Here is a 23,707-nt window from a genome sequence, read left to right on the forward strand (position 1 = left end):
AAATCTCGTTGCGGGCATCGGCCTATCGCGTTGCACACATCGCTTCAAGCGGAGATTGGGGCGTGCCGAAATCCTAATCGGTTCAAAGCAGTGAGCGCGAGGTCGGCATCAGGCGAAGCCGCTCGATCGGTTGCGCGAGGTGGCCGTGAAGACGGGGCAGGACGCCCTCGACCCATGACGGCTCGGCGGCAAGAGCGGCCTGGTGACGGCCATGCGCTTCGGCGTTTTCGAACGCGGAAAAGGCGATGAAGACGTTGACGTCGTCGCGCACGGGCAGGCGCGGAAAGGTGTTTTCGGCATGTTCGGTGAGGAATGTCGCAAGCAGCGGCGCCCCGAGGCGGGCAAGCAGCGGAACGACGTCGCTTTCGAACAGCGCGAGGAATTCGGCTTCGGCTGCGGGGCGGAGGTGGAACATCGTTGCAACGATCATCGCGCCCGGCTGCACCAGGCCAGCCATGCCGCGCGCCTTGCCCGAAAGATCGAAACCGCCGCCGACTGGGCGCAGCAGCAGGACGTCGTCGGAATCGATCATGGTCCTGTTGGCCGCATCCTTGTGGGCAGCCCAGACCGGTCCGCCGTAAAAGGCTTCGAGTGCGGCCTTTCGGGCAGCCATGTCGTCGAAGCCACGCAACCAGACGAAATGATCCGGTCGGTCGAGGTCGCGGAACTGGCCGATGATTTTCATGCCGCACGCTTCCTGGCTCTCGACAAGATGGCTGTCGAAGATGTCGATCAGCACGTCGCGTTGGCCCTGATGCAATGTGTATTGCCTGAGTTCGACAACAGGCGAGCAGAGTTCGGCGGCCGCCCGGGGCGGCACGGTCAGGTGTTCGGACATCATTCCCTCTCAATAACAAACCGGTTGACCTGTTTTAATAAAAGACCGGTTGCCCGGTTTTGTCAAACTGGTATTTTGCGGCATCCTCAATCCTGGAGCAGCGCATGGCGAAACCGACAGATCGAAGGACCCGCACCAACGACCCCGAAGGCATACGCCAGAAGCTTCTGGACGTTGCCGAGGAGAAGTTTCAGGCACAGGGCTATCACGCCACGAGCCTCGGCGACCTGATGCAGGCGGCCAGTGTGACCGGCGGGGCGCTGCATCATCATTTTCCAACCAAGAAGGCGCTTGGCCTGGCTGTGATCAACGAAAGGGTGGCGGCGGCGGTGGCGGAAACCTGGATCCGGCCGGTCGAGGGCGCGCTTTCGGCGCGGCAGGGCGTGCGACAGGTTTTTGCCGGCGTCGCCGATCAACTGGAGCGCCAGGGTTTCGTGCGCGGCTGCCCGCTCAACAACCTTGCGCATGAATTGTCGCTCGCCGATCCGGAGTTTCGCGCAGCACTGGCGCGGATTTTTGCCGATTGGCAGGCGGCCATTGCCGACAAGATCAGGGCTGACCAGCACAGCGGGGTCGAAGATCGGCAGACGGATCCGGATCGCTTCGCTGCCCTGGCAGTCGCGACATATTCCGGCGCCATGTCGATGGCCAAGACCGCACAACATGCAGCTGTGCTGCGGTCCTGTGCGGCCGGTTTCGATCCGACGGGGCGAGACGGCTGACCAGGCGGCACCTCATGTCAGGCGGGGCCGTTGCCGCAGCAAAAAGGCGGCGCATGGCGCCGCCTCCATTGGAATAGCCGTGGCTGGGACAACAGTTACCGGATGCCCGTGGCTGGATCCGTGCCTTGGCCCGTGGCTGGGCACATGGCTGGGCCCATGACTGGGATTGCGCGATTGGCGTTCGCTGACGGTCAGAGCGCCTTTTTGATCTTTTCCTTGGTGTCGCCATAGGCCTTTTGCACCTTGCCGGCGATCTTTTCGGCCGTGCCCTTGGCCTGGGTCGTCTTGTTGCCGGTGGCCTTGCCGGCGGCTTCCTTGACCGAACCGGCGACCTGCTTGGCAACGCCCTTGACCTGATCCTTGTTCACCATGTCGCATCTCCTGTGGTGGGTGGCGCAGCACAACGTTCGGCATGCGTTACGGTTCCGGCGCCCGGTTGCAGGGTTCTGGTCGTGACGGGAGGTGCTGATGGGCCAGCCGCAATCGCCGCCCGCCGTTCAGCGCCTGCTTCTGTCGGTGCCGCAACATCGTCGACTGCGTGCTCGGCAAACTCAGGAACGTCCGTGCCGTGGCCACCGCTTCGAAGAGCACAGCCACCATGCTCTCGCCAAACTGGCTCAACCAAATCGGGATGCGCGTCACCAGTCGGCGAGCTAGAAAGGCCCGGCGAACGCTCGGAGAGGCGTTCAGGCAGGAGCATGACCATGATCAAGATGAGTGTCTACTATAGCGCCGATGGCGGTTCGACCTTCGATCACGACTACTACCGCACCCGTCATATGCCACTGCTCCAGGAACGGCTCGGCGATGCCTGCCTGCGCTACGAGATCGACAAGGGCCTTGCGGGTCGCGAAGCCGGAAGCGCGCCGGAGTTCGTCGCAGCATGCCACGTCTACTCGCCTGACCTGGCGACCTTCCAGGAAGCATTGGCTCCCCACCGCGCCGAGATTGCCGCTGATGTCGCCAACTATACCGACATCGCCCCCATCGTGCAGATCAGCGAAGTCGTTGAAGGCTAGGGCAAATCTGGATGCGCTTTGTGAAACGGTGAGCTAGGCTCGGCCGGATCCTGTCGGGCATCGGAGGTGGGGATGCGGTTGGCAATGCGCGCGGCCTGGGCCGTGGTGGCGGGAGTGTCGGCAGCCGGCTGCGTCGCCAGCGACGTCGGTCCGATCAACACGCTGACCGCGCATGTCGGCCAGGCCTCGCCCGAATTCATTCCCGACATGGGCGATGACGGCTCGACGGTGGTGGGCCTGAGTTTTTCCGGCGGCGGCACGCGGGCTGCGGCCTTCGCTTATGGCGTGTTGCGCGAACTCGACGACACCATCATCGACGAGCATCCGGCGACGCGCAGCCTCGTCGACGACATCCGCATGATTTCAGGCGCGTCGGGCGGGGCGGTCGCGGCGTCCTATTTCGGCTACAGGGGACGGGACGACTATCGCGATTTCCGCGAGCGCTTCCTGATCAAGGACGCCGAAGCCTATCTCAGGACCTCGACGCTCTCGCCGCTCAACCTGGCGCGGGCGCTCAATGGCGCCGTCAACGACCGCAACGGCCTGGCCAGATGGCTCGAGGACAATCTTTTCAATGGCGCGACTTATGCGAATTTCAGGCGACCGGATGCGCCGATCGTCTGGATAAACGCCTCCGACATCTACAACCGCACGCCGTTCCTGTTCACCTATGACACCTTCGCTGCCCTGTGCAGCGATCTCGACAAGGTCAGGCTGTCCGATGCGGTTGCAGCATCTGCTGCGGTTCCCGTGGTCTTTGCACCCGTCGTCCTGTCGGCAATCATGCCGAAATGCGGGTACAGCCAGCCTGCGTGGCTGAGCCGCGCGCTTGCCGATCCCGATGCCTCGGTGCGGCTCAAGGCCTATGCCGGCGCCTTGAAGGCTTATCAGCATGCCGACCGGCTCGACTATGTGAAGCTGCTCGATGGCGGGCTGACCGACAATCTCGGCATCACCGGCTTCACCATCGAGCGTTCGTCGGCCGGCACACCCTATGGTCCGCTGTCGCCGGCGGCGGCCGTCAAGCTGCGGACCTTGTTGTTCATCGTCGCCGATGCCGGTCGTGAGGACGATGTCGACTGGGGCGAGACCATCCACGGTCCGGGCCTCGGCGACCTGCTCGAGGCGGTGACCAACACGACCTTCTCGGCTGCCGTTCGCGACCAGCTGGACGCGCTCACCTTGGCCGTCGGCGAGTGGCGCGGCGAACTGATCCGCTATCGCTGCAGCCTGCCGGCTGAAACGGTCAGGCGGTATCGCGGAACACTTGCCGGCTGGAACTGCCGCGACATCAGGCTGGTGGTCGAGCACCTGTCATTCCAGGACCTCGATGCCGCCGCCCAGGCAAAGCTGAACCGCGTGCCGACGCGGCTGAAACTGCCCGTCGAACAGGTCGACCTGACGATTGCGGCAGGGCGTGAAGCGCTTCGGGTCAATGACAGCTTCCAGGAAGCCGTCGCCGACATCCGTCGGCACGCCGGCGTGCTCGACCAGCAGCAGGTCGCCTCGGGCGGCGCGAACTGAGCTCTGCCCCCGAGGTCCGCCGCAGGCACAAAAAGAACGCCTCCCGCACCTGTGACAGTGCTGGAGGCGTCCTGTTCGTCGTTCGATGTTCCGTCCGAATTGCTTCTTCAGGTACCGACGACATCACCTCAATGCGCGGGCGGCAGAAAGGTTCCACCGGTTTCGAAAAAAAATTCGAAGTTTTTTCGACGCCGTTTCAGGCCATGGCGGCTTTGGCCCGGAACAGGCCCCAGGCGAAGCCGGTCCGTGCCCTTGCGTGCAGCAGCAGCGCTGAGACCACCAGCACCATCAGCAGCTCGGCGATGGGTGAGGCCAGCCAGATGCCGCGTTCGCCGAGCAGATGAGGCAGGCCGATGGTCAGCGGGATGGCCAGCAGATAGGTGCGCGCGACGCTGAGCAGCAAAGCGCGGCGGGCATCGCCGATGGCCTGGAAATAACCCGACAGCATCATCACGGGCCCGGCCAGCATGTAGAGCGAAACGGTCATCGGCAGGATGCGGGCGACCTCGCTCTGTGTCGCCGGATCGTCGACGAAGAGCGCGCCGAGGCTGCCATGGCTGAGCAGCATCGCCGCCTCGAACAGCGCGCAATAGCCGAGCGCCAGCAAAAGCCCCAGCTTCAGCCCGGCATCCGACCGTTGCCATTGCCCGGCGCCGAAATTGTTGCCGACGATCGTCTGCATCGCCATGTTCAGCCCGAGCATCGGCAGGAAGGCAAAGGTCATGATGCGGGTGATGATGCCATAGGCGGCGACGGTTGCCGCATAGGCCTCGCCTTCCCAGAGCTGGGTCGAATAGATGACCGTCGCGGCGAGCAGCGAGATGCCGATGAAGCTCAGGCTCTGCGGCGCCCCAAGCGACAGCAATGGCCGCCAGGCGGCGGTCCAGCGCATCGACGGGACAGCTGCGTATTGCAGCACCGTGCCGGCGCGCAGCCGGTAGACGACGACGAACCCAACGGCCATCGCCTGGGCCAGCACGGTGCCAAGGGCCGAGCCTGAAACCCCATAGTCGAAGCCGACGATGAGCACGTAGTTCAGGCCGGCATTGCCGACCGAGGTCAAAAGGTTGGCCGCGGCGACGACGCCGAGGCGGTCTTCGCAGCGCAGCCCGTCGCCGTTGAGCGACAGCGCAAACATCACAGGCGCACCCCAGATCAGGATGGAGATGTAGCCGTAGCCCATCTCGGCGAGCGGTCGCGACCCGTTGGCAAGCCGCAAGGCCAGTTCCTTGCCGCCGAGCAGGAAGGCAGCGATCGCCAGTGCGCAGACGAGCAGGGCAAGGCCGTGCGCATCGAGAAAGGTCGCCCGCGCCTTGTCGCGCTCGCCGGCGCCGAGCAGGCGGGCGAGCTGGCTCGCCATGCCGCTCGCCACCAGCGTCGAAAGCGCAACAAGCAGCATGAAGGCCGGGAACATCAGGGTCACGGCGGCGAGCGCGTCCGGCCCGACATATTCGCCGAGGAAATAGGCATCGACGATGGCGAGCAGGCCGTTGGTGGCCATGATCAGGATGATCGGTGCCGCCGTCCTGAGGAACAGGCCGGGCAAGGGGGCATGCAGAAAGGCATTCGCGCCTCGAGCGTCGGGGGAAGTCATCTCGTCGTCTCCGATAGCGCATCAAACGGAGATCAAATGGGGCCCGCATTGCCATTGGTCTGATGCGTCGGTTTCGACTGACACAGTGAAGGCTTTACCGTGCTTGCGCTGCGGGCGGCGGGCGCTTCATGCCCTGGGCGCTGACTAGGCCCGCAGATGGCGGCTGTCAATCTCGGCGGCGGGCGCGCCCGACAGCACGGCCGTCTGGCGCTGCGCGGTTGCCTCAGGCCATGCCGGGCACGTCAGACAGCTCGAAATAGACGGCAAGGCCGCGCTCGCGGGCGAGCCGCACGTCCTCGTCGGCGCCCTTAGAAGTGCCGGGCAGCCGCAGCACAGCGTTACAATGGTGCAGCAGCCGGTCGGCGACCGGATAGGCGAATTCGTCATAGAGCGGGTCGCCGGCGCCTTTCGAGCCGACCTGCCGCCCGAGCGGCAGCGCCACCCATTCGCCGATGACCGGCAGGTGGCCGGCGCGAAACAGCGGAACGGCGACGCGTTCGAGGCGGCTCAGATTCTCCGCCATCTTGACTGGGTCGTCGCCCGTGCCGGAGCGATAGGGGCCGGCGATCAGGATGAGCAGCGGTTTTCCAGGGGTGTTCATGATATCTCCAGATATTGCACGAATCGCACGAAATAGATATCGCCTCACGCATCATCGTGCAATATCGTGTGGCATCATTGAATTGACGGAGCCGTTCGAAGTGCTCACCAGCCAACGCAAACGTCTGATCCTCGATCGCCTCGCCCGGGACGGGCAGGTCGTCGCCAAGCAGCTCAGCCACGAACTCGCTTTGTCGGAAGACACCATCCGGCGCGACCTCCGGGAGCTTGCGGCGGAAGGCCTGCTATTGCGCGTTCATGGCGGGGCGATGCCGGTGTCGCCGACGGTGGTGCCGATCGCCGAGCGGCGCAGCCTCTCCCGGGACGCCAAGTCGGCGCTCGGCAAGGCCGGTGCCGCGATGATCCGGGACGGCATGACTGTCGTCTTCGACGGCGGCACCTCCAATCTGGAGATCATCCGCCACCTTCGGGCGCAGGCCCGATTCACCGCCATCACCCACAGCCCGACGATTGCCGTGGCGCTGGAGGACAGGCCTGATGTCGACGTCGTCATCATCGGCGGCAAACTCTTCCGTCACTCGATGGTGGCGACAGGCGCGCTGGCGGCCGAAGCGATCGCGCGCATCCGCGCCGATCTTTTCTTCCTTGGCGTCACCGGCGTTCATGCCGGCGAGGGGCTGACGACGGGCGACATGGAAGAGGCGGCGATCAAAAGGCAGCTGATGACAGCGTCGGCCGAGACGGCAGTGCTGGCGACAAGCGACAAGCTTGGCGCGGTGTCGCCGTTCCGCATCGGTGGCATCGGCGAGATTTCGACGCTGATCGTCGAGGGTGAAATTGCCGATGAGCGTGTGGCCATCTTCGCGGACACCGGCGTTTCGGTCCTGCGCGCCGGGTAGAATCCGCGGCCTCAGGCCGAAGCCTGATACGAGGGTACAAAACGAAAAAGGGCGCCCGAAGGCGCCCTTTCCGTAAGCTTCTGGAGCTGGACTTCTTAGAAGTCCATGCCGCCACTCAAGCCCGCAAGCGGGCTTGAGCAACTTTAGCTCATGGGCGTGCTTTATGGACTTCTTAGAAGTCCATGCCGCCCATGCCGCCCATGCCGCCGCCAGGCATACCGCCCGGCATGCCGCCGGCGGAGTCCTTCTTCGGGGCTTCAGCGATCATGGCTTCGGTGGTGACCAGCAGGCCGGCAACCGAAGCTGCGTCCTGCAGGGCCGTACGAACGACCTTGACCGGGTCGACGATGCCGAAAGCGATCATGTCGCCATATTCGCCGGTCTGGGCGTTGTAGCCGAAGGTAGCCGTCTTGTTCTCGAGGATCTTGCCGGCAACGATCGAAGCTTCCGCACCTGCGTTCGAGGCGATCTGGCGGGCCGGAGCCTGCAGAGCGCGACGGACGATGTTGATGCCGGCAGCCTGGTCGGAGTTCTCGCCGACAGCCTTGATGGCGAGCGACGAACGCAGCAGGGCAACGCCACCGCCGGGAACGATGCCTTCTTCGACAGCGGCGCGGGTTGCGTTCAGCGCGTCGTCGACGCGGTCCTTGCGCTCCTTGACCTCGATCTCGGTCGCACCGCCGACGCGGATGACGGCAACGCCGCCTGCCAGCTTGGCGAGACGTTCCTGCAGCTTCTCCTTGTCGTAGTCCGACGTGGTCTCTTCGATCTGCTGCTTGATCTGGGCGACACGGCCCTGGATCTCGGCCTTCTTGCCGGCGCCGTCGACGATGGTGGTGTTCTCCTTGGAGATCGACACCTTCTTGGCGCGGCCGAGCATGTTGAGGCCGACGTTCTCGAGCTTGATGCCGAGGTCTTCCGAGATGACCTGGCCACCGGTCAGGATGGCGATGTCTTCCAGCATGGCCTTGCGGCGATCGCCGAAGCCCGGAGCCTTGACGGCGGCGATCTTCAGGCCGCCACGCAGCTTGTTGACGACGAGCGTGGCCAGAGCCTCGCCTTCGACGTCTTCCGAGATGATGAGCAGCGGCTTCGAGGTCTGCACGACGGCTTCGAGGACCGGCAGCATCGCCTGGAGGTTCGACAGCTTCTTCTCGTGGAGGAGGATGTAAGCGTCTTCGAGGTCAGCAACCATCTTGTCGGCGTTGGTGACGAAGTAGGGGCTGAGGTAGCCGCGGTCGAACTGCATGCCTTCGACGACTTCCAGCTCGGTCTCGGCGGTCTTGGCTTCTTCAACCGTGATGACGCCTTCGTTGCCGACCTTCTGCATCGCCTCGGCGATCATCGAGCCGATTTCCTTCTCGCCGTTTGCCGAGATGGTGCCGACCTGGGCGACTTCTTCCGAAGTCTTGATCTTCTTCGAAGACTTGACGAGGTGGGTGACGACTTCGCCGACAGCGAGGTCGATTCCGCGCTTCAGGTCCATCGGGTTCATGCCGGCGGCAACGGCCTTGTGGCCTTCCTGAACGATGGCCTGGGCCAGAACGGTCGCGGTCGTGGTGCCGTCGCCGGCGATGTCGTTGGTCTTCGAAGCAACTTCGCGGACCATCTGGGCGCCCATGTTCTCGAACTTGTCTTCAAGCTCGATTTCCTTGGCGACGGTGACGCCGTCCTTGGTGATGCGCGGGGCGCCGAACGACTTGTCGATGACGACGTTGCGGCCCTTCGGACCGAGCGTCACCTTCACTGCGTCGGCGAGGATGTTGACACCGCGCAGCATGCGCTCGCGGGCGTCACGGGAGAACTTTACGTCTTTAGCAGCCATTTTAAGCTCCTCGATGGGCCTTTACGGCCCGAATTTCAGATTGGATGGTGCGGATATCAGGCGATCAGCCGATGATGCCCATGATGTCGGATTCCTTCATGATCAGAAGGTCTTCGCCATTGAGCTTCACTTCGGTGCCCGACCACTTGCCGAACAGCACGCGGTCACCAGCCTTGACGTCCAGCGGGACGAGCTTGCCGGCTTCATCGCGAGCGCCAGAGCCGACGGCGACGATTTCGCCTTCCTGCGGCTTTTCCTTGGCCGTATCGGGGATGATGATCCCGCCGGCGGTCTTGGATTCGGATTCGACCCGGCGAACGACCACGCGGTCATGAAGCGGGCGGAACTTCGACTTTGCCATTTGAACTTCCTCGGTGAACTGTTGAGAACCCTCGGTCCGGCTGAACCGGACTTGGTTAGCACTCACTTCAGGCGAGTGCTAACGTGCCGCTGAGATAGTCCGCCACCCCTCGGCTGTCAAGGGAATGACAGCTTCGCGACAGCGAGTTTTTAGGGGTGTCAGCCGCGCGCCTGGGCGATGGCCTTTCGGAAGTCGTCCGAGGTCATGCCGCGCTTGTAGAGCGCCTTGCCGATCAGGAAGCCGGGTGTGCCCTGGAGCTGGAAAGCGGTGGCCTGGGCCTCGTTGCGGGCGAGCACACCGACAAGCACGTCCTGCCTGGCCTGGAGATCGCCGCGGGCGCGCTCGACATCGACGCCGGCCTCGCCAAGCAGATTGGCGGTGCTGCGGAATGTCAGTCGTTCGCGGGCGGTCATCAATGTCTGAACGGCATCGGCATAACGGCCCTGGCTGTTTGCGGCCAGGGTGAGCAGGGCGGCATTGCGCGAGACCTCGCCGAAGATCGGCCAGTCGCGCAGCACCAGGCGAATGCCCGTGTCTTCCTTCATCACCTCGGACAATTGCAGGAAGCTCAGCTTGCAATAGGGACACTGATAGTCGGTGAACTCGACCACCGTGACGTCGCCGTCGGGATTGCCGAGCACCGGGATATCGGGGTCGAAGGCGACGTCTTCGACGCTCGGCATCGGATTGGCCCAGAGCGGCAGCGGGGTCAGCGCGCCAAGGGCAACAACGGCCTTGAGGATATGACGCCGGTTGGGCGACCGGTCGGGCATGCGATCGATCCTGTTTGTCGTGGCGTTGTCCTAGAGAGTTTCCGCTTTTCTTCGAATCGCGGAATCTCTCTAGCTATTTGTTTTTGCGCAATTCCGGACGGAAAACCGCTGCACACTTTTCCTGGAATTGTCCTAGACGATGAGCCCGCATGATTAACAGCCGCCTAATCGCCGCGCCGGCACACGATGATGTGAAGGCCGGGACGTGGATGCCCGGACGTGAATGCAAGTGTGCAATGCAAAAACGCCGCTTGAATGATAAGCATGCTTATAATATATGCGGCTCATGAAAAACGAAGGCATCGACAGGCTGGGTTTCCTGATCCACGACGCGGCAAGGCTGGTGCGGCGCAGTTTCGAGCAGCGCGGCAGCGAATTCGGGCTGTCGGCGGCGCAATGGCGCCTGCTGGTCCGGCTGGTCAAGGAAGAGGGCGTGGCCCAGGCGCGGCTTGCCGAGCTCCTTGAAATCGAGCCGATCAGCGTCTCGCGACTGCTGGACCGGATGGAGGAGGGCGGCTGGATCGAGCGCCGCCAGGGCGCCAGCGACAGACGGGTGCGGATGATCTTTCCGACCGACAAGGCGCTGGAGGCCTTTTCCAAGGTCAAGGCGGTGGCCGGCGAAGTCTACGAGAAGGCGCTGGCGGGCCTTTCCGACGAACAGCGCCTCGCCACGGTCCATGGCCTGCGCACCATTATCGACAACCTTTCCGCTGGCGAGCCCACGGATGCGAATTGTTTGAGAGAGACGAAGACATGAACGCGGTGGCGAAAGTGAACGAGAACAGCACAAAGGTCGAACTGGATGGTGCGGCCGCAACCCAGCTCCAGCCCGTGATCGCGGCACCTCAGCCTGCGCCGAAGAAGCGCGGCCGCGTTCTGTTGATGGCGGCCTTGCCGCTCGCCCTGGTGGTCGGCGGCGGCTATTTCTGGGTCACCGGCGGCCGCTACCAGGAAACCGAAAACGCCAATCTGCGCCAGGCCAAGGTCAACATCGCCTCGGAAGCGGCCGGCCGCATCGTCAAGGTCGACGTGTCGGACAACACCACGGTCAAGGCAGGCGACGTCCTGTTCGAAGTCGATCCCGAGCCCTACAAGATCGCGCTGGCGCAGTCGGACGCATCCCTTGCCGCAGCCCGGCTCAATGTCGAGCAGTTGCGCGCCGCCTACAGCCAGGCGGTGGCCCAGGAACGGGTCGCGGCCAGCGGCCTCGACTATGCCCGGGCGCAGTTCGACCGCAGCAACGGCCTGGTCACCAAGGGCGTCAACACCAAGTCGTCGCTCGACGAGGCCCGCATGGACCTCGACAAGGCTGAGGAGCAGCACAGTGCGGCGGTGCAGGGCATCGCCAGCGCCAAGGCGGCGCTTGGCGGCAATCCCGACATCGAGACCGACAAGCACCCGACGGTTCTGTCGGCGCTTGCCGCACGCGACAAGGCCGCCTTCAACCTGGCCCAGACGACGGTCCGCGCCCCCGCCGACGGCGTGGTCTCGCAGGCCGCGTCCTTCAAGGTCGGCCAGTTCGTCGGCACCGGCACCGCCTTGTTCAGCCTCGTCGAGACGGGCGACACCTGGATCGAGGCGAATTTCAAGGAAACGCAGCTGACCCACATGAAGGCGGGCCAGGAAGCCGAGATCGTGCTCGACACCTATCCGGACCGCACCTTCCGCGGCACCGTCGAGGCGATCGGCGCCGGCACCGGCGCCGAGTTCTCGCTGCTGCCGGCCCAGAACGCCACCGGCAACTGGGTCAAGGTCACGCAGCGCATTCCGGTCAGGATCAAGGTCGACGCCACTGACGCCGGTCTCGCCATGCGCACCGGCATGAGCGCCACCGTATCGATCGACACCGGCGTGTCGCGCGGCTTCGGCAGCATTTTCGGTCACGCGGTGGCGGCGGAATAGGCGCCGTCACCTCAATGTCTAAGTGAATTTTCGAAGTGGATCCGGTCGCGTTGATGCGGCCGGAACTCCGGCTTCTGGTCGCCGCTTGACGACCATCAGGTCCCAAGGGTTGGTCGAATGAGCCAGTCAGCAGCAAAATCCCTCACCGACGTGCCGCATCGCGGCCTGATCACCGTTGCCATCATGCTGGCGACGGTAATGCAGGTGCTCGACACCACCATTGCCAATGTCGCGCTGCCCTCGATGGTCGGCGATCTCGGCGCGTCCCAGGACACCATCAACTGGGTGCTGACCTCCTACATCGTCGCCGCCGCCATCATGACGCCGCTGACCGGCTGGATGTCGGACCGTTTCGGCCGCAAGGAGCTGTTCCTCGTCTCGGTCGTCGGCTTCACCATCATGTCGATGCTCTGCGGCGTCGCCTGGAGCCTGGAGACGATGGTGCTGTTCCGCGTCCTCCAGGGCGTGTTCGGCGCGGCCATCGTGCCGTTGAGCCAGACCTTCCTGCTCGACATCAATCCCAAGGAGCGCCACGGCCAGGCCATGGCGCTGTGGGGCGCCGGCATCATGGTCGGCCCGATCATCGGCCCGACGCTCGGCGGCTGGCTGACCGAGAGCTTCAACTGGCGCTGGGTGTTCTTCATCAACCTGCCGGTCGGCATCGTCGCCTTCCTCGGCTCGGCCGCCTATCTGCCGGCCATCGGCAAGCGCCTGCGCGGCTTCGACTTCTTCGGCTTTGCCATGCTGTCGCTCGGCGTCGGCGCGCTGCAGCTGATGCTCGACCGCGGCGGTGAGGTCGACTGGTTCTCGGCCGTCGAGATCTGGATCGAGCTCGGCCTGGCGATCACAGGTTTCTGGGTCTTTGCCGTTCATATGGCGATGTCGAAGAATACGTTCCTCGACCCCAGGATCTTCACCGACCGCAACTTCGTCACCGGCCTCGTGTTCATCTTCGTCATCGGCGTGATCCTGCTGGCGAGCCTGGCATTGCTGCCGCCGATGCTGGCCCGCATCTATGGCTACCCGACCATCACCACCGGCCTGGTCATGGCGCCGCGCGGCGTCGGCACGATGATCTCGATGCTTTTGGTCGGACGCCTGGTGCGCATGGTCGACAACCGCTACCTGGTCGTCGCAGGCCTGCTTCTGACCGCACTGTCGCTCTATTACATGACCGGCTTCACACCGCAGATGGATGCGTTCCTGATCGTTTCGACCGGCGTCGTGCAGGGCCTGGGCCTCGGCCTCGTCTTCGTGCCGCTGTCGACGGTGGCCTTCGCGACGCTTTCGCCGCAATACCGTACCGATGCCGCGAGCCTGTTCAGCCTGGTCCGCAACATCGGCTCGTCGATCGGCATTTCGATCGTCTCGGTGCTTCTGACGCGCAATGTCCAGATCAACCACGCCGAGCTGTCGGCCAACATCACGCCGTTCAACCCGAACCTGATGGCACTGTCGCCGGGGGCGGTATCAGGCAACCCGACGGCGCTGTCGCAGGTCGACGGCCTGGTCAACATCCAGGCGCTGATGATCTCCTACATCGACGACTTCAAGCTGATGATGATCGTCTCGCTCTGCGCCATTCCGCTGGCGCTTCTGCTGCGCAAGCCGAAGGTGCAGGCGGCGGCCAGCGCTGCGCCGGCAGCGCATATGGACTGAGCTGCGCCGGCAGCGCATATGGACTGAGCTGCGCCGGCAGCGCATATGGACCGACAAGAAAAGGCGCCGCCCGCGAGGACGGCGCCTTTTCATGTCCGTATCGGCGGCTAGCCGACGATGCGCAGGTTCGACAGTTCGTCGGCGATCTCCTTGAACACCTGCATCAGATTGGCGCCGGTGGCATTCCAGTAGAGCTTCTTGCCGATGGTCGTGCGCGAATAGGAGGCGCAGGACTTCATCGCGTCGATGGCCTTCTTCTCGGCGGTCTTGCTTTCGCTGAGGTCGAGCGACACGGTCATGACGACGACGGCGTCATTGCCCTGGCCGTCGATCTTGCGGGCATTGGGACCCTTGGCGTTGGAGCAGACCGTCTGCATCGTCTCGTCCATCGCCGCCTGGAAGTTGTCGCTGGTGTAGGTCGACTTGCTCACCGACGAACTGGTGCCCATGAAGATGCGCGAGGTGCTGGTGCCGTTGTAGCCCTTGCCGGCATAACCATAGGCGGCATAGGTCGAGCGGTTGTTGGCATAGCTCGAATCGCCGAACGAGCTGTAGGTGTTGGCGCCGTCGGTCAAGACGATGATGACCTTGTCGTTGCCCTTTTCCGATTCAGACCTGCCGCCGGTGAACGGCGCAGGGCTCGAGACGACCCGCCAGCCCCAGGCGGTGCCTTCCGGCACGTTGGTGTTGCCCGACGGCTCCATGTCGTCGATGGCCTTCTTGATATCGTCTTTTCCGCCGGTCACGCTGATGTCGGTCAGCGGGGTGATCGGATTGGTGGTGCAGGAATAGTTCGGACCATTGCCGTCAGGGGCGGCTGCCGCGTCATAAGGCTTGACGCGGAAATATTTGCGCATGTCCGCCTGTCTCGGCTTGGTGGTGGTGTTTTCCCAGTCCGCCCACCAGTCGTTGTCGTAGCTCCAGTTGTCGGTGTTCAGATCGGGAATGCCGTCATCATTCAGGTCGGTCCACAGATGCCTCGGCTCATCGGGCGCAAACATCGGGACGAACAGCGTTTCGGGATGTGTCGATGTTGCTGCCGCGTCATTGGTGTTGTAGGGCGCCGGCCGTGCTTCGACGCAGCCTTGCCAGCTCGTATATTGGGTAACCGTGTATTCGTATTCTGGTTCGTTGGTATACTCGCGACACCTGCCGCTGCTGTAGCGCTTGCAAACCCGCCTGACGGTGTTTGGTAGAGCCTCCCGGTCCGTCTGCGCGATGATGTCTTGATACAGGCTGAAGCGGGTGAGCGGTTCGCCTGCCTCTGCTCCCCAGCCGGCCCCCTTCTTGCGCCACATGCCGCCCGAATATTCGGCGAACTTCTCGCCGATCTGGGCGATGTCGGCGCTGGTCATGTTGGCTTGCGTCATCTTCGACCAGTCGAAGTTCTCGTGATGGACAGGCGAAAGCCCGTTCGTGTCCATCCACGACTGGTCGTCATTGTCGGGCGCGATGTTGACCGAGGCGGCGAAGGGCACCAGTGCGAACTGCACCGGCTTGTCGATCTGCTTCATCGCGGCGGCCTGTTCGGCCATCTTGTCGACCAGCTGCTTGGAGGCTGCCTTGAGCAGGTCGATGCGCTTCTGGCCGGTACCGGAGCCGAGATAGCTCATCGACCCCGAATTATCGAGGACGAGCGCGACCTCGAGCGTGTTCTTGAGGCGTATCTCCGACTTGACGGCAAAATCCATCCGGTGCGACCCGCTGCCCTTGCCGAGCAGGGCTGCTGCGGCAGGCACGAAATAGGGATCGTATTTGAGATTGGCTTCGAGCTTCAGCGTGCCGCCGCCCGAATTGTTGCTCGGCAGCGTGACCACGAGTGTGGTGTTCGCCGGGTTCACCGGACCGAGATTGGCCTTGAAGAAGTCGCTCGCATAGGTCTTGAGCTGGTCGTCGGTGGCGCCTTCGATGAGGCGCCTGGCCGTGGCGATGCCGGCGGCGTCAAGCGCGTTGCGTGTGATCTCGCGCTGACGCGACATTTCCGAATAGTCGATCGCGAGAGCCAGAGCCCCCATGATCGGTACCATTGCTGCGACTGTGAGGATTGCATAGCTACCGCGCCGGTCGCGCAAGAATTTGCGGATCATGGATGGGGGTCCCCGAGCTCAACCCCGACAAAATCGCACACAATCGTTAAATTTGAGGTTCCTAATCTATCGAGAAGTCGCAGCTCCGGATTAGCGTCCCGTTTACCAAGCGGACGCCGGTCCGTCGTGGCCGGGACGTCGTCGACGCCGCTGGCATAGCTGCATCAGGGGCAAAAGCTGGTGACAGGACGGACCGGTTCGGATAATTCCGGGCTACTTGGCCGTTCAGCCAAAGTCTCCCGTTGGGATCGATCGAAGGACAGGAAATGGCAGGCTTGCCGCAATCAATCGCGTCGCTCGAAGCGCTCACCGGCCGCTATCAGGCTCTGCTCTGCGACGTCTGGGGCGTCATCCACAACGGTGTCGACGCCTTCCCCGAAGCTGCGGCAGCACTCAAGGCGGCACGCGACAAGGGCGTGGCTGTCGTGCTGATCACCAATGCGCCGCGTCCGCGCGCCGGTGTCATCGCCCAGCTCGCCAATCTTGGCGTGCCCGAAAGCGCCTGGGACCGTGTCGTAACCTCCGGCGACGTCACCCGCGAATTGATCCGCTCGGGGCCGCGCCGGGTCTTCCACATCGGCCCCGACCGCGATTTTCCGATCTATGACGGTATCGATGTCGATCTTGTCGAGGAGTTCGAGGCCTCCGTCGTGGTCTGCACCGGGCTTTTCGACGACGAGACCGAAACGCCCGACGACTATGCCGAGATGCTGCGCCGCCTGCGCGCGCGCAACCTGCCGTTCATCTGCGCCAATCCCGACATTGTCGTCGAGCGCGGCCACGAGCTGATCTGGTGCGCCGGCGCGCTGGCGCGTGACTACGGCCAGCTCGGCGGCCGCACGCTGGTGTCGGGCAAGCCGCACCGGCCGATCTATGAGGCGGCACTGGCGGCGGCGGGCGAAGTGCTCGGCCGCGAGGTCAAGCTGGCTGATGCGCTGGCGATCGGCGACGGCATGTTCACCGACGTCAAGGGTGCCGCCGACAACGGCATCGACGTGCTCTACGTCTCGGGCGGCATCCATGCCCGCGACTATGGCGAGGCGCATGCGCCCGATCCTGACATGCTCGCGGCGTTCCTCGACAAGCATGGCTATTCGCCGGTGGCGACCATTCCGAAGCTGCGGTAAGCGCCAAGATGACACAGAGCTTTCTTCGCATTTCGGGGGAAGAGCCGGTGCCGGAGCGGTTGCGCGGTAGCGTCGTTGCCATCGGCAATTTCGACGGCATCCATCGCGGCCACCAGGCGGTGCTCGAGCGCGCCCTCGAAGAGGCGCAGCGGCGCGGCGTGGCGGCACTGGTGCTGACCTTCGAACCGCATCCGCGCAAAGTGTTCCGGCCCGACGTGCCGCTGTTCGTGCTGACGCCGCCGCCGGTCAAGGCGCGGCTGATCGAGGCGCTCGGCTTTGCCGGTGTCGTCGAAACGCCGTTCACGCGCGAATTTGCCGGCCTGTCGGCCGAGGATTTCGTCACCTCCATCCTGGAGCAGCGCCTCGGCATCAGCCACGTCGTCACCGGCTTCGATTTCCATTTCGGCAAGAACCGGCAGGGCGGACCGGCTTTCCTGATGGCGGCGGGCGAGCGGCACGGCTTCGGCGTGACCCTTGTCGACGCCTTCCGCGACGAAGGCACCGAGATCATCTCGTCGAGCCGGATCCGCGAACTCCTGTCCAGGGGCGAGGCGGCGGAAGCGGCCGGATTGCTCGGCTATCGCTACACGGTCGAAGCAGAGGTCGTCGGCGGGGCGCAGCTGGGCCGCACCCTGGGCTTTCCGACCGCCAATATGCGGCTGTCTTCGGAGAGCGGTCTCAAGGAAGGCATCTATGCCGTGCGTTTCCGCCGCGCCGACGGAACGCTGTTTGACGGCGTCGCCAGCTTCGGCCGCCGCCCGACGGTCGGCGACAATCTGGCGCCGCTGCTCGAAACCTTCGTCTTCGACTTTGCCGGTGACCTCTATGGCGAGATCGCCTCGGTGTCGCTGTTCGGCTACCTCAGGGGCGAGGTCAAGTTCGAAGGCCTCGACGCCCTCGTCGTCCAGATGAAACAGGACGAGGCCGAGGCGAGGGCGCTGCTCCAGGGCGTGCGCCCCCTCTCCGAACTGGACCAGGCCATCGCGTTCTAAAAATGCGAAAGCGCTAGGCGTTGGCGCTTTTCAGGCCGAAGCCGAAGGCGATGTAGCCGATGCCCTGGAAGATCAGGTCGATCGCCAGGAAGGCGCCCAGCACGATCAGGCTGTTCACCGGCCAGCCGATGGCGATGACGATGCCGGCGAGCAATGTCACGACACCTGCGGCGACGATCCAGCCCCAGCTGGCGAGCATGCCTCTGCCCTTGATGCCCATCCAGATGCGCATCAGGCCCGAGGCGACGAGGCTGGCCGCCAGGAACAGCGTCAGGATCGAGGATGCCAACAGCGGATTGTTGAAGGTGAGGAAGCCGGCGACGATGTAGAGCACGCCGCCGAGCAGCCAGAGTAGGAAGCCGCCCCAGTTCTTTATGCCGAAGGCGTGGATGATTTCGAAGACGCCTGCCAGGATCATCAGCCAGCCGACGAAATAGACCGACGCGACGGTCGCGATCATCAGGTTGCCGGCAGCGACGATCCCCAGCACGGTGAGTGCTGCGCCCAAAAGCACGAACCAGCCCCATTTGGAGCGCAACGCGGCGATGTCGCCTTGCGGCATTTGATCGGAAATTGCCATCGGTCCCTTCTCCTGAAAAGTTGCCTGCTTCAGTTGCGTGACCTCCGGCCACACTGCCAACGCTAGTACCGGCGGTTGTATCCGTCCAGCATTCCGGTTTCGGCATTCCGGTTTCGTCGGGGCGTGGGCCAATGTTGTGCCAGGGCTGGAAATTAAATCAAATTTTACCGAGTTGGGCCAAACCCGGGGGTGTCCTGTTGGGTGTGTTTCGTGTACGCGGGGTTGTGATGCCTAGTTTCGCTCGTATTTTGGCGGCAGCCTCCGCGCTTGCCTTGGTGACGGTTCCGGCAACGGCCGGCGAGGGCGCATTCGGTTTTCTCTCCGGCGACTGGTACCTGACACTCGGCGCCACCGGCATGGTCGCGCCGCGTTTCGAGGGCTCCAAGAAATATCTGTTCAGCGCTCAGCCGATCATTTCGCTGGGGAAGGCCGGCAGTGAGGTGCGCTTTTCCTCGCGCAACGACAACATCTCCCTGGCGCTGATCGACGATGGCGGCGTCCGCGCCGGCCTGAACGGCAAGATCATCTTCGGCCGCGACGCCGAGCACGAGCTGCAGGGCCTGCACGACGTGCGCTGGGGCGGTGAGGTCGGTGGCTTCTTCGAATTCTACCCGACCGACTGGATGCGCGCCCGCGCCGAGGTCCGGCATGGCATTCGCGCCCATAGCGGCATCGTCGCCGACATCGCCGTCGATGCGTTCCACGACGTCACCCCCGAAATCCGGGTCTCAGGTGGCCCGCGTGTGTCCTTTGCCTCCAACGATTATTTCGACACCTATTACGGCGTCAGCGCCCAGGAAGCCGCCGCTTCCGGCATCAGCCAGTACAATCCCGGCAGCGGCATGCGCTCGGCGGGTCTCGGCGGCGCGGTCACCTGGAAGGCGACCGACAATGTCACCGCCAGCCTGTTTACCGAGTATTCGCGCCTGATGGGGCCGGCGGCCGATTCGACCATCGTCAGGGAGCGCGGCTCGCGCGACCAGCTGACGATCGGCGTGTCGACCAGCTACCGCTTCGACTTCAAGCTTTGATATCAGGCGAATTAGGCGCTTTATTCCGCGCTCCGGCTCCGCTAAAAGCGCGGCCATGAGATTTTTCGCGCCCGTCTTTGCGACGTCGATACGAATTACAGGCCCGGCCTTCCGGGTGGCCTGAGGCTGTCCGCAAGTCCGGGACTTTTTGCCTGCGCGCTACCGGCGCCTTTTCCAGATCATGACAGTTGAACGCCCGTGGCAGCTTTGCCGGGCAAGATGGCAAGACAAATGACCGACACGTTCGAAAAGCTCGACTATTCCAAGACGCTTTACCTGCCGCAGACGGAGTTCCCGATGCGCGCCGGCCTGCCCGAGAAGGAGCCGGTGACGGTTGCGCGCTGGCAGAAGATGGACCTCTACAAGCGCCTGCGCGAAAGTGCCGCCGGCCGCGAGAAATACGTCCTGCATGACGGCCCGCCCTATGCCAACGGCAACATCCATATCGGCCATGCGCTGAACAAGATCCTCAAGGACGTCATCACCCGCTCGTTCCAGATGCGCGGCTACGATTCCAACTACGTGCCGGGCTGGGACTGCCACGGCCTGCCGATCGAGTGGAAGATCGAGGAAAAATACCGCGCCGCCGGCAAGAACAAGGACGAGGTCGAGATCAACGAATTCCGCAAGGAATGCCGTGAATTCGCCGCCGGCTGGATCGGCATCCAGGCCGAGGAGTTCCAGCGTCTCGGCGTCATCGGCGACTTCAAGAACCCGTACACGACGATGAACTTCCACGCCGAGGCGCGCATCGCCGGCGAGCTGTTGAAGTTCGCCATGTCGGGCCAGCTCTATCGCGGCTCGAAGCCGGTGATGTGGTCGGTCGTCGAGCGCACCGCGCTCGCCGAGGCCGAGGTCGAATACCAGGATTACGAGAGCGACACGATCTGGGTGAAGTTCCCGGTCGCTTCCGGCTCCGAAGCCCTGGCCGGCGCCCATGTCGTCATCTGGACGACAACGCCCTGGACCATCCCCGGCAACCGCGCCGTCAGCTATTCGCCGCGCATCGCCTACGGCCTCTATGAGGTCACCGCTGCCGAGAACGATTTCGGCCCGCAGCCGGGCGAAAAGCTGATCTTTGCCGCAGCCCTTGCCGACGAGGCCGCGGCCAAGGCCAAGGTGACGTTGAATCAGATCGCCAGCGTTTCCGGCGAAGAGCTTGGAAAGGCTGTGCTTTCGCATCCGCTCAAGGGCTTCGGCGGCGGCTATCTGTTCGGCGTGCCGATGATTGCCGGCGACCATGTCACCGACGATGCCGGCACCGGCTTCGTGCACACGGCACCCGGCCATGGCCGCGAGGACTTTGACGCCTGGATGGATGCGGCGAAGGATCTGCACGCGCGCGGCATCGACCCGGCGATCCCGTTTACCGTCGACGATGGCGGCTTCTTCACCAAGGACGCGCCGGGCTTCGGTCCCGACCGCGAAGGTGGTGCGGCGCGTGTCATCGACGACAACGGCAAGAAGGGCGACGCCAACAAGGCGGTCATCGACGAGCTGATCAGGCACGCGGCGCTGTTTGCGCGCGGCCGGCTCAAGCACAGCTATCCGCACAGCTGGCGTTCGAAGAAGCCGATCATCTTCCGCAACACGCCGCAGTGGTTCGTCTATATGGACAAGGAGCTCGGCGACGGCACGACCTTGCGCAGCCGCGCGCTTCAGGCGATCGACGACACGCGTTTCGTGCCCGCCGCCGGCCAGAACCGCCTGCGCGCCATGATCGAGGACCGCCCCGACTGGGTGCTGTCGCGCCAGCGCGCCTGGGGCGTGCCGATCGCCATCTTTGCCGACGCCGACGGCAATGTGCTGAAGGACGAGGCGGTCAATGCCCGCATCGTCGCGGCCTTCGAGGACGAGGGCGCCGACGCCTGGTTCGCCGAGGGCGCGCGCGAGCGCTTTCTGGGCTCCCGCGCCAACGAGGCGTGGACCCAGGTGATGGACATCCTCGACGTCTGGTTCGACTCGGGCTCGACCCATGTCTTCACGCTGGAGGATCGCCCCGACCTGAAATGGCCGGCCGATGTCTATCTCGAAGGCTCGGACCAGCATCGCGGCTGGTTCCACTCGTCGCTGCTCGAAAGCTGCGGCACGCGCGGCCGTGCGCCCTACAACACGGTCGTCACCCATGGTTTCACCATGGACGAGGAAGGCCGCAAGATGTCGAAGTCGCTCGGCAACACCGTGGTGCCTCAGGACGTCATGAAGCAGTCGGGCGCCGACATATTGCGCCTGTGGGTGATGACGACGGACTATTGGGAAGACCAGCGCCTCGGCAAGAACGTGCTGCAGACCAACATCGACGCCTACCGCAAGCTGCGCAACACCATCCGCTGGATGCTCGGCACGCTCGCCCATGACGACGGCGAGGAGGTGGCGCTGGCCGAGATGCCGGAGCTGGAGCGGCTGATGCTGCACCGGCTGTCGGAGCTCGATGCGCTGGTGCGCAAGGGTTATGACGACTTCGAGTTCAAGCGCATCACCCGCGCGCTGATCGACTTCATGGTCGTCGAGCTGTCGGCCTTCTATTTCGACATCCGCAAGGACGTGCTCTACTGCGACGCGCCGTCGAGCATCCGCCGCAAGGCCGCCGTCCATGTCGTGCGCGCGCTGTTCGACTGCGTCGTCAAGTGGCTGGCGCCGATGCTGCCCTTCACCACCGAAGAGGCCTGGCTCGAACGCAACCCGAACGCCGTCTCGGTGCATCTCGAACAGTTCCCCGACGTGCCGGCTGCCTGGCGCGACGAGGCGCTGGCCGAGAAGTGGCGCAAGGTTCGCCAGGTGCGCAGCGTGGTTACCGGCGCGCTCGAGCTCGAGCGGGCCAAGAAGACCATCGGCTCGTCGCTGGAGGCGGTTCCTGTCGTCCATATGAGCGACGCGGTGCTGGAAGACGCGCTCTCGGGCATCGACCTGGCCGAGATCAGCATCACCAGCGATCTCGTCATCTCCCATGATGCGGCGCCGGCCGATGCCTTTGTCCTGCGCGAAGTTCCCGGCGTTGCCGTCGTCGTCGAGAAGGCGGAGGACCGCGGGCTGGTCAAATGCGCGCGCTCCTGGCGCTACACCGGCGATGTCGGTTCCGACGCCGCCTTTGCCGATGTCTCCGCGCGCGACGCCGCGGCCCTGCACGAACTCAAGGCGCTCGGCCGGCTCTGACACCCGACCGGCTGGCATGGGCCGGCTCTGGCATGGGCCGGCTCTGAGATGGGCCGGTTCTAACAGATGCTGAAATGCAACGACCGGTAGACATCTCCGGCCGGTCGTTGCCCTTGACGACCCATTAAGGTAAAAGCGCGAAACTCCGGCAGACAAATTGTCGCCGGAATTCCGTCGGATGAGCATACGGACCGGGACCCGGCTCAAGGCCGGCATCTAGCGAGAGGCGTTCGAGTGAAAATTACTGGCATGACGGACCGCATCAGCGCGCGCGGAGCTTTGCTTGCGTCGCTCGCCGTTTCCGGCCTGGCGCTTACGGGCTGCATGAGCGCGCCCACCTACGGCACCGACAAGTCGGCGACGACCCAGCTCGCGACCGACCTGACCAACATCATGTCGTTGAAGCCGAAGACCAACACCATCGACTACAAGCCGCGTCCGGAGCTGGTGAAGCCGAAGACCGGTCAGGTCGCCGCCCTGCCGGCGCCGCAGGACAACATCGTCACCACGGCAAGCGCCGACTGGCCCGAATCGCCCGAGGCGCGCCGCGCACGCATCCGCGACAACGCCACCAAGAATCGCGACAACCCGAATTTCGAGCCGGAAGTCGTCAACGACATGTCTGCGCTGAACGGCCCCGACATGAGCAAGTGGACGCCGGCGCAGCGCAAGGCCGAGATCGAACGCCGCCTGCGCGAGAACAAGCAGGGCAGCACCACTTCCCGCAAATATCTGAGCGAGCCGCCGCTGGCCTACCGCCAGGCAGCCGCCACCGCCGCCCAGGATGAGCTCGGCGAAGACGAGATCAAGAAGGAACGCCGCAAGAAGAAGCTCGCCAAGAAGGGCACGAGCTGGTGGCCGTTCTGATCCTGGCCACAATTGCAGACTGACCGGGCGCCCTGACTGGTTCAGGGCGTTTTCGTTTTTGCGGGGCTGCCTGCAGCAATTCCAGGAAAAGTGTGCAGCGGTTTTCCCTGGGAATTGCGCAAAACAAAAAGAGGAGCAATTCCAGGAAAAGTGTGCAGCGGTTTTCCCTGGGAATTGCGCAACAACAAAAATG

The 23,707-nt window shown here is 64.0% G+C and carries 21 protein-coding genes; 12 read left to right on the forward strand and 9 right to left on the reverse strand.

All coding sequences use genetic code 11. The features are described 5' to 3' along the window. Positions 1–82: 82 nt before the first annotated feature. Entirely contained in the window at positions 83–838 is a 756-nt protein-coding gene (locus Amn_RS11230; protein ID WP_286297103.1) for an NIPSNAP family protein, read from the reverse strand. A 104-nt stretch (positions 839–942) separates the two neighbouring features. Here Amn_RS11230 and Amn_RS11235 point away from each other — a divergent pair, with 104 nt between their 5' ends. Beyond that, complete coding sequence (locus Amn_RS11235; protein ID WP_286297105.1) at positions 943–1,560, forward strand: TetR/AcrR family transcriptional regulator; 618 nt, start codon at positions 943–945, stop codon at positions 1,558–1,560. 191 nt (positions 1,561–1,751) lie between these two features. On the opposite strand, the gene Amn_RS11240 is transcribed toward Amn_RS11235, so the two are convergent. After that, positions 1,752–1,931: a CsbD family protein gene (locus Amn_RS11240; RefSeq protein ID WP_067963408.1), complete on the reverse strand. Its 180-nt coding sequence runs from the start codon at positions 1,929–1,931 to the stop codon at positions 1,752–1,754. 333 nt (positions 1,932–2,264) lie between these two features. Between Amn_RS11240 and Amn_RS11245 the strand changes: the two genes are divergently transcribed. Both Amn_RS11245 and Amn_RS11250 read left to right on the forward strand, forming a co-directional pair. After that, positions 2,265–2,579 (forward strand): EthD family reductase, encoded by a 315-nt coding sequence (locus Amn_RS11245; RefSeq protein WP_067966780.1) that lies wholly within the window; start codon positions 2,265–2,267, stop codon positions 2,577–2,579. Between the two features lie 72 nt (positions 2,580–2,651). Beyond that, a complete protein-coding gene (locus Amn_RS11250) occupies positions 2,652–4,103 on the forward strand; it encodes a patatin-like phospholipase family protein (RefSeq protein WP_502874759.1) in 1,452 nt (483 codons plus the stop codon). A 196-nt stretch (positions 4,104–4,299) separates the two neighbouring features. Here Amn_RS11250 and Amn_RS11255 read toward each other — a convergent pair whose 3' ends face one another. Both Amn_RS11255 and Amn_RS11260 read right to left on the reverse strand, forming a co-directional pair. Further along, entirely contained in the window at positions 4,300–5,697 is a 1,398-nt protein-coding gene (locus Amn_RS11255; protein ID WP_286297108.1) for an MATE family efflux transporter, read from the reverse strand. A 223-nt stretch (positions 5,698–5,920) separates the two neighbouring features. Beyond that, positions 5,921–6,277, reverse strand: a complete 357-nt coding sequence (locus Amn_RS11260; protein WP_154385517.1) for a DUF4406 domain-containing protein — start codon at positions 6,275–6,277, stop codon at positions 5,921–5,923. 121 nt (positions 6,278–6,398) lie between these two features. On the opposite strand from Amn_RS11260, the gene Amn_RS11265 reads away from it, so the two are divergent. Next, on the forward strand, positions 6,399–7,157 hold the full coding sequence (locus Amn_RS11265; RefSeq protein WP_185910162.1) for a DeoR/GlpR family DNA-binding transcription regulator: 759 nt from the start codon (positions 6,399–6,401) through the stop codon (positions 7,155–7,157). Positions 7,158–7,329: 172 nt separating this feature from the next. Here Amn_RS11265 and groL read toward each other — a convergent pair whose 3' ends face one another. The 3 genes from groL to Amn_RS11280 all read right to left on the reverse strand — a co-directional run bounded on the left by groL (position 7,330) and on the right by Amn_RS11280 (position 10,116). Beyond that, entirely contained in the window at positions 7,330–8,982 is a 1,653-nt protein-coding gene (gene groL / locus Amn_RS11270; protein WP_286297112.1) for a chaperonin GroEL, read from the reverse strand. A 64-nt stretch (positions 8,983–9,046) separates the two neighbouring features. After that, on the reverse strand, positions 9,047–9,343 hold the full coding sequence (groES, locus tag Amn_RS11275; protein WP_018427182.1) for a co-chaperone GroES: 297 nt from the start codon (positions 9,341–9,343) through the stop codon (positions 9,047–9,049). 158 nt (positions 9,344–9,501) lie between these two features. Beyond that, the gene (locus tag Amn_RS11280) at positions 9,502–10,116 is read right to left on the reverse strand and encodes a DsbA family protein (protein ID WP_154385467.1); all 615 of its coding nucleotides are present in this window, start codon (positions 10,114–10,116) and stop codon (positions 9,502–9,504) included. Between the two features lie 286 nt (positions 10,117–10,402). Between Amn_RS11280 and Amn_RS11285 the strand changes: the two genes are divergently transcribed. The 3 genes from Amn_RS11285 (at position 10,403) to Amn_RS11295 (ending at position 13,677) form a co-directional block, all read left to right on the forward strand. Further along, complete coding sequence (locus Amn_RS11285) at positions 10,403–10,873, forward strand: MarR family winged helix-turn-helix transcriptional regulator (protein ID WP_154385466.1); 471 nt, start codon at positions 10,403–10,405, stop codon at positions 10,871–10,873. Continuing rightward, positions 10,870–12,018: an HlyD family secretion protein gene (locus tag Amn_RS11290; protein ID WP_154385516.1), complete on the forward strand. Its 1,149-nt coding sequence runs from the start codon at positions 10,870–10,872 to the stop codon at positions 12,016–12,018. The genes Amn_RS11285 and Amn_RS11290 overlap by 4 nt, the downstream gene beginning before the upstream one ends. Positions 12,019–12,135: 117 nt before the next feature. Continuing rightward, positions 12,136–13,677, forward strand: a complete 1,542-nt coding sequence (locus tag Amn_RS11295; RefSeq protein ID WP_263007488.1) for a DHA2 family efflux MFS transporter permease subunit — start codon at positions 12,136–12,138, stop codon at positions 13,675–13,677. Positions 13,678–13,784: 107 nt separating this feature from the next. Here Amn_RS11295 and Amn_RS11300 read toward each other — a convergent pair whose 3' ends face one another. Further along, entirely contained in the window at positions 13,785–15,764 is a 1,980-nt protein-coding gene (locus Amn_RS11300; protein ID WP_154385464.1) for a pilus assembly protein, read from the reverse strand. 266 nt (positions 15,765–16,030) lie between these two features. Here Amn_RS11300 and Amn_RS11305 point away from each other — a divergent pair, with 266 nt between their 5' ends. Both Amn_RS11305 and Amn_RS11310 read left to right on the forward strand, forming a co-directional pair. Further along, entirely contained in the window at positions 16,031–16,891 is an 861-nt protein-coding gene (locus Amn_RS11305) for a TIGR01459 family HAD-type hydrolase (RefSeq protein WP_263007486.1), read from the forward strand. A gap of 8 nt (positions 16,892–16,899) precedes the next feature. Beyond that, complete coding sequence (locus Amn_RS11310; protein ID WP_263007485.1) at positions 16,900–17,883, forward strand: bifunctional riboflavin kinase/FAD synthetase; 984 nt, start codon at positions 16,900–16,902, stop codon at positions 17,881–17,883. Between the two features lie 13 nt (positions 17,884–17,896). Here Amn_RS11310 and Amn_RS11315 read toward each other — a convergent pair whose 3' ends face one another. Further along, positions 17,897–18,463: an HdeD family acid-resistance protein gene (locus tag Amn_RS11315; protein WP_286297121.1), complete on the reverse strand. Its 567-nt coding sequence runs from the start codon at positions 18,461–18,463 to the stop codon at positions 17,897–17,899. Positions 18,464–18,690: 227 nt separating this feature from the next. On the opposite strand from Amn_RS11315, the gene Amn_RS11320 reads away from it, so the two are divergent. The 3 genes from Amn_RS11320 to Amn_RS11330 all read left to right on the forward strand — a co-directional run bounded on the left by Amn_RS11320 (position 18,691) and on the right by Amn_RS11330 (position 23,514). Then, positions 18,691–19,494, forward strand: a complete 804-nt coding sequence (locus tag Amn_RS11320) for a MipA/OmpV family protein (RefSeq protein WP_154385461.1) — start codon at positions 18,691–18,693, stop codon at positions 19,492–19,494. Positions 19,495–19,725: 231 nt separating this feature from the next. Continuing rightward, positions 19,726–22,647: an isoleucine--tRNA ligase gene (gene ileS, locus Amn_RS11325; protein WP_286297126.1), complete on the forward strand. Its 2,922-nt coding sequence runs from the start codon at positions 19,726–19,728 to the stop codon at positions 22,645–22,647. Positions 22,648–22,896: 249 nt separating this feature from the next. Beyond that, complete coding sequence (locus Amn_RS11330; protein WP_154385459.1) at positions 22,897–23,514, forward strand: hypothetical protein; 618 nt, start codon at positions 22,897–22,899, stop codon at positions 23,512–23,514. Positions 23,515–23,707: the final 193 nt, after the last annotated feature.

The organism is Aminobacter sp. Y103A, assembly GCF_030294925.1.
Classification (GTDB): Bacteria; Pseudomonadota; Alphaproteobacteria; order Rhizobiales; family Rhizobiaceae; genus Aminobacter; species Aminobacter ciceronei.

Coding starts and splice junctions, on each gene's coding strand:
- Amn_RS11330 (WP_154385459.1), top strand. CDS start 22,897: ATGACGGACCGCATCAGCGCGCGCGGAGCTTTGCTTGCGTCGCTCGCC.
- groES (WP_018427182.1), bottom strand. CDS start 9,343: ATGGCAAAGTCGAAGTTCCGCCCGCTTCATGACCGCGTGGTCGTTCGC.
- Amn_RS11315 (WP_286297121.1), bottom strand. CDS start 18,463: ATGGCAATTTCCGATCAAATGCCGCAAGGCGACATCGCCGCGTTGCGC.
- Amn_RS11230 (WP_286297103.1), bottom strand. CDS start 838: ATGTCCGAACACCTGACCGTGCCGCCCCGGGCGGCCGCCGAACTCTGC.
- Amn_RS11250 (WP_502874759.1), top strand. CDS start 2,652: ATGCGGTTGGCAATGCGCGCGGCCTGGGCCGTGGTGGCGGGAGTGTCG.
- ileS (WP_286297126.1), top strand. CDS start 19,726: ATGACCGACACGTTCGAAAAGCTCGACTATTCCAAGACGCTTTACCTG.
- Amn_RS11240 (WP_067963408.1), bottom strand. CDS start 1,931: ATGGTGAACAAGGATCAGGTCAAGGGCGTTGCCAAGCAGGTCGCCGGT.
- Amn_RS11300 (WP_154385464.1), bottom strand. CDS start 15,764: ATGATCCGCAAATTCTTGCGCGACCGGCGCGGTAGCTATGCAATCCTC.
- Amn_RS11305 (WP_263007486.1), top strand. CDS start 16,031: ATGGCAGGCTTGCCGCAATCAATCGCGTCGCTCGAAGCGCTCACCGGC.
- Amn_RS11320 (WP_154385461.1), top strand. CDS start 18,691: ATGCCTAGTTTCGCTCGTATTTTGGCGGCAGCCTCCGCGCTTGCCTTG.
- Amn_RS11280 (WP_154385467.1), bottom strand. CDS start 10,116: ATGCCCGACCGGTCGCCCAACCGGCGTCATATCCTCAAGGCCGTTGTT.
- Amn_RS11245 (WP_067966780.1), top strand. CDS start 2,265: ATGATCAAGATGAGTGTCTACTATAGCGCCGATGGCGGTTCGACCTTC.
- Amn_RS11285 (WP_154385466.1), top strand. CDS start 10,403: ATGAAAAACGAAGGCATCGACAGGCTGGGTTTCCTGATCCACGACGCG.
- groL (WP_286297112.1), bottom strand. CDS start 8,982: ATGGCTGCTAAAGACGTAAAGTTCTCCCGTGACGCCCGCGAGCGCATG.
- Amn_RS11235 (WP_286297105.1), top strand. CDS start 943: ATGGCGAAACCGACAGATCGAAGGACCCGCACCAACGACCCCGAAGGC.
- Amn_RS11255 (WP_286297108.1), bottom strand. CDS start 5,697: ATGACTTCCCCCGACGCTCGAGGCGCGAATGCCTTTCTGCATGCCCCC.
- Amn_RS11310 (WP_263007485.1), top strand. CDS start 16,900: ATGACACAGAGCTTTCTTCGCATTTCGGGGGAAGAGCCGGTGCCGGAG.
- Amn_RS11295 (WP_263007488.1), top strand. CDS start 12,136: ATGAGCCAGTCAGCAGCAAAATCCCTCACCGACGTGCCGCATCGCGGC.
- Amn_RS11290 (WP_154385516.1), top strand. CDS start 10,870: ATGAACGCGGTGGCGAAAGTGAACGAGAACAGCACAAAGGTCGAACTG.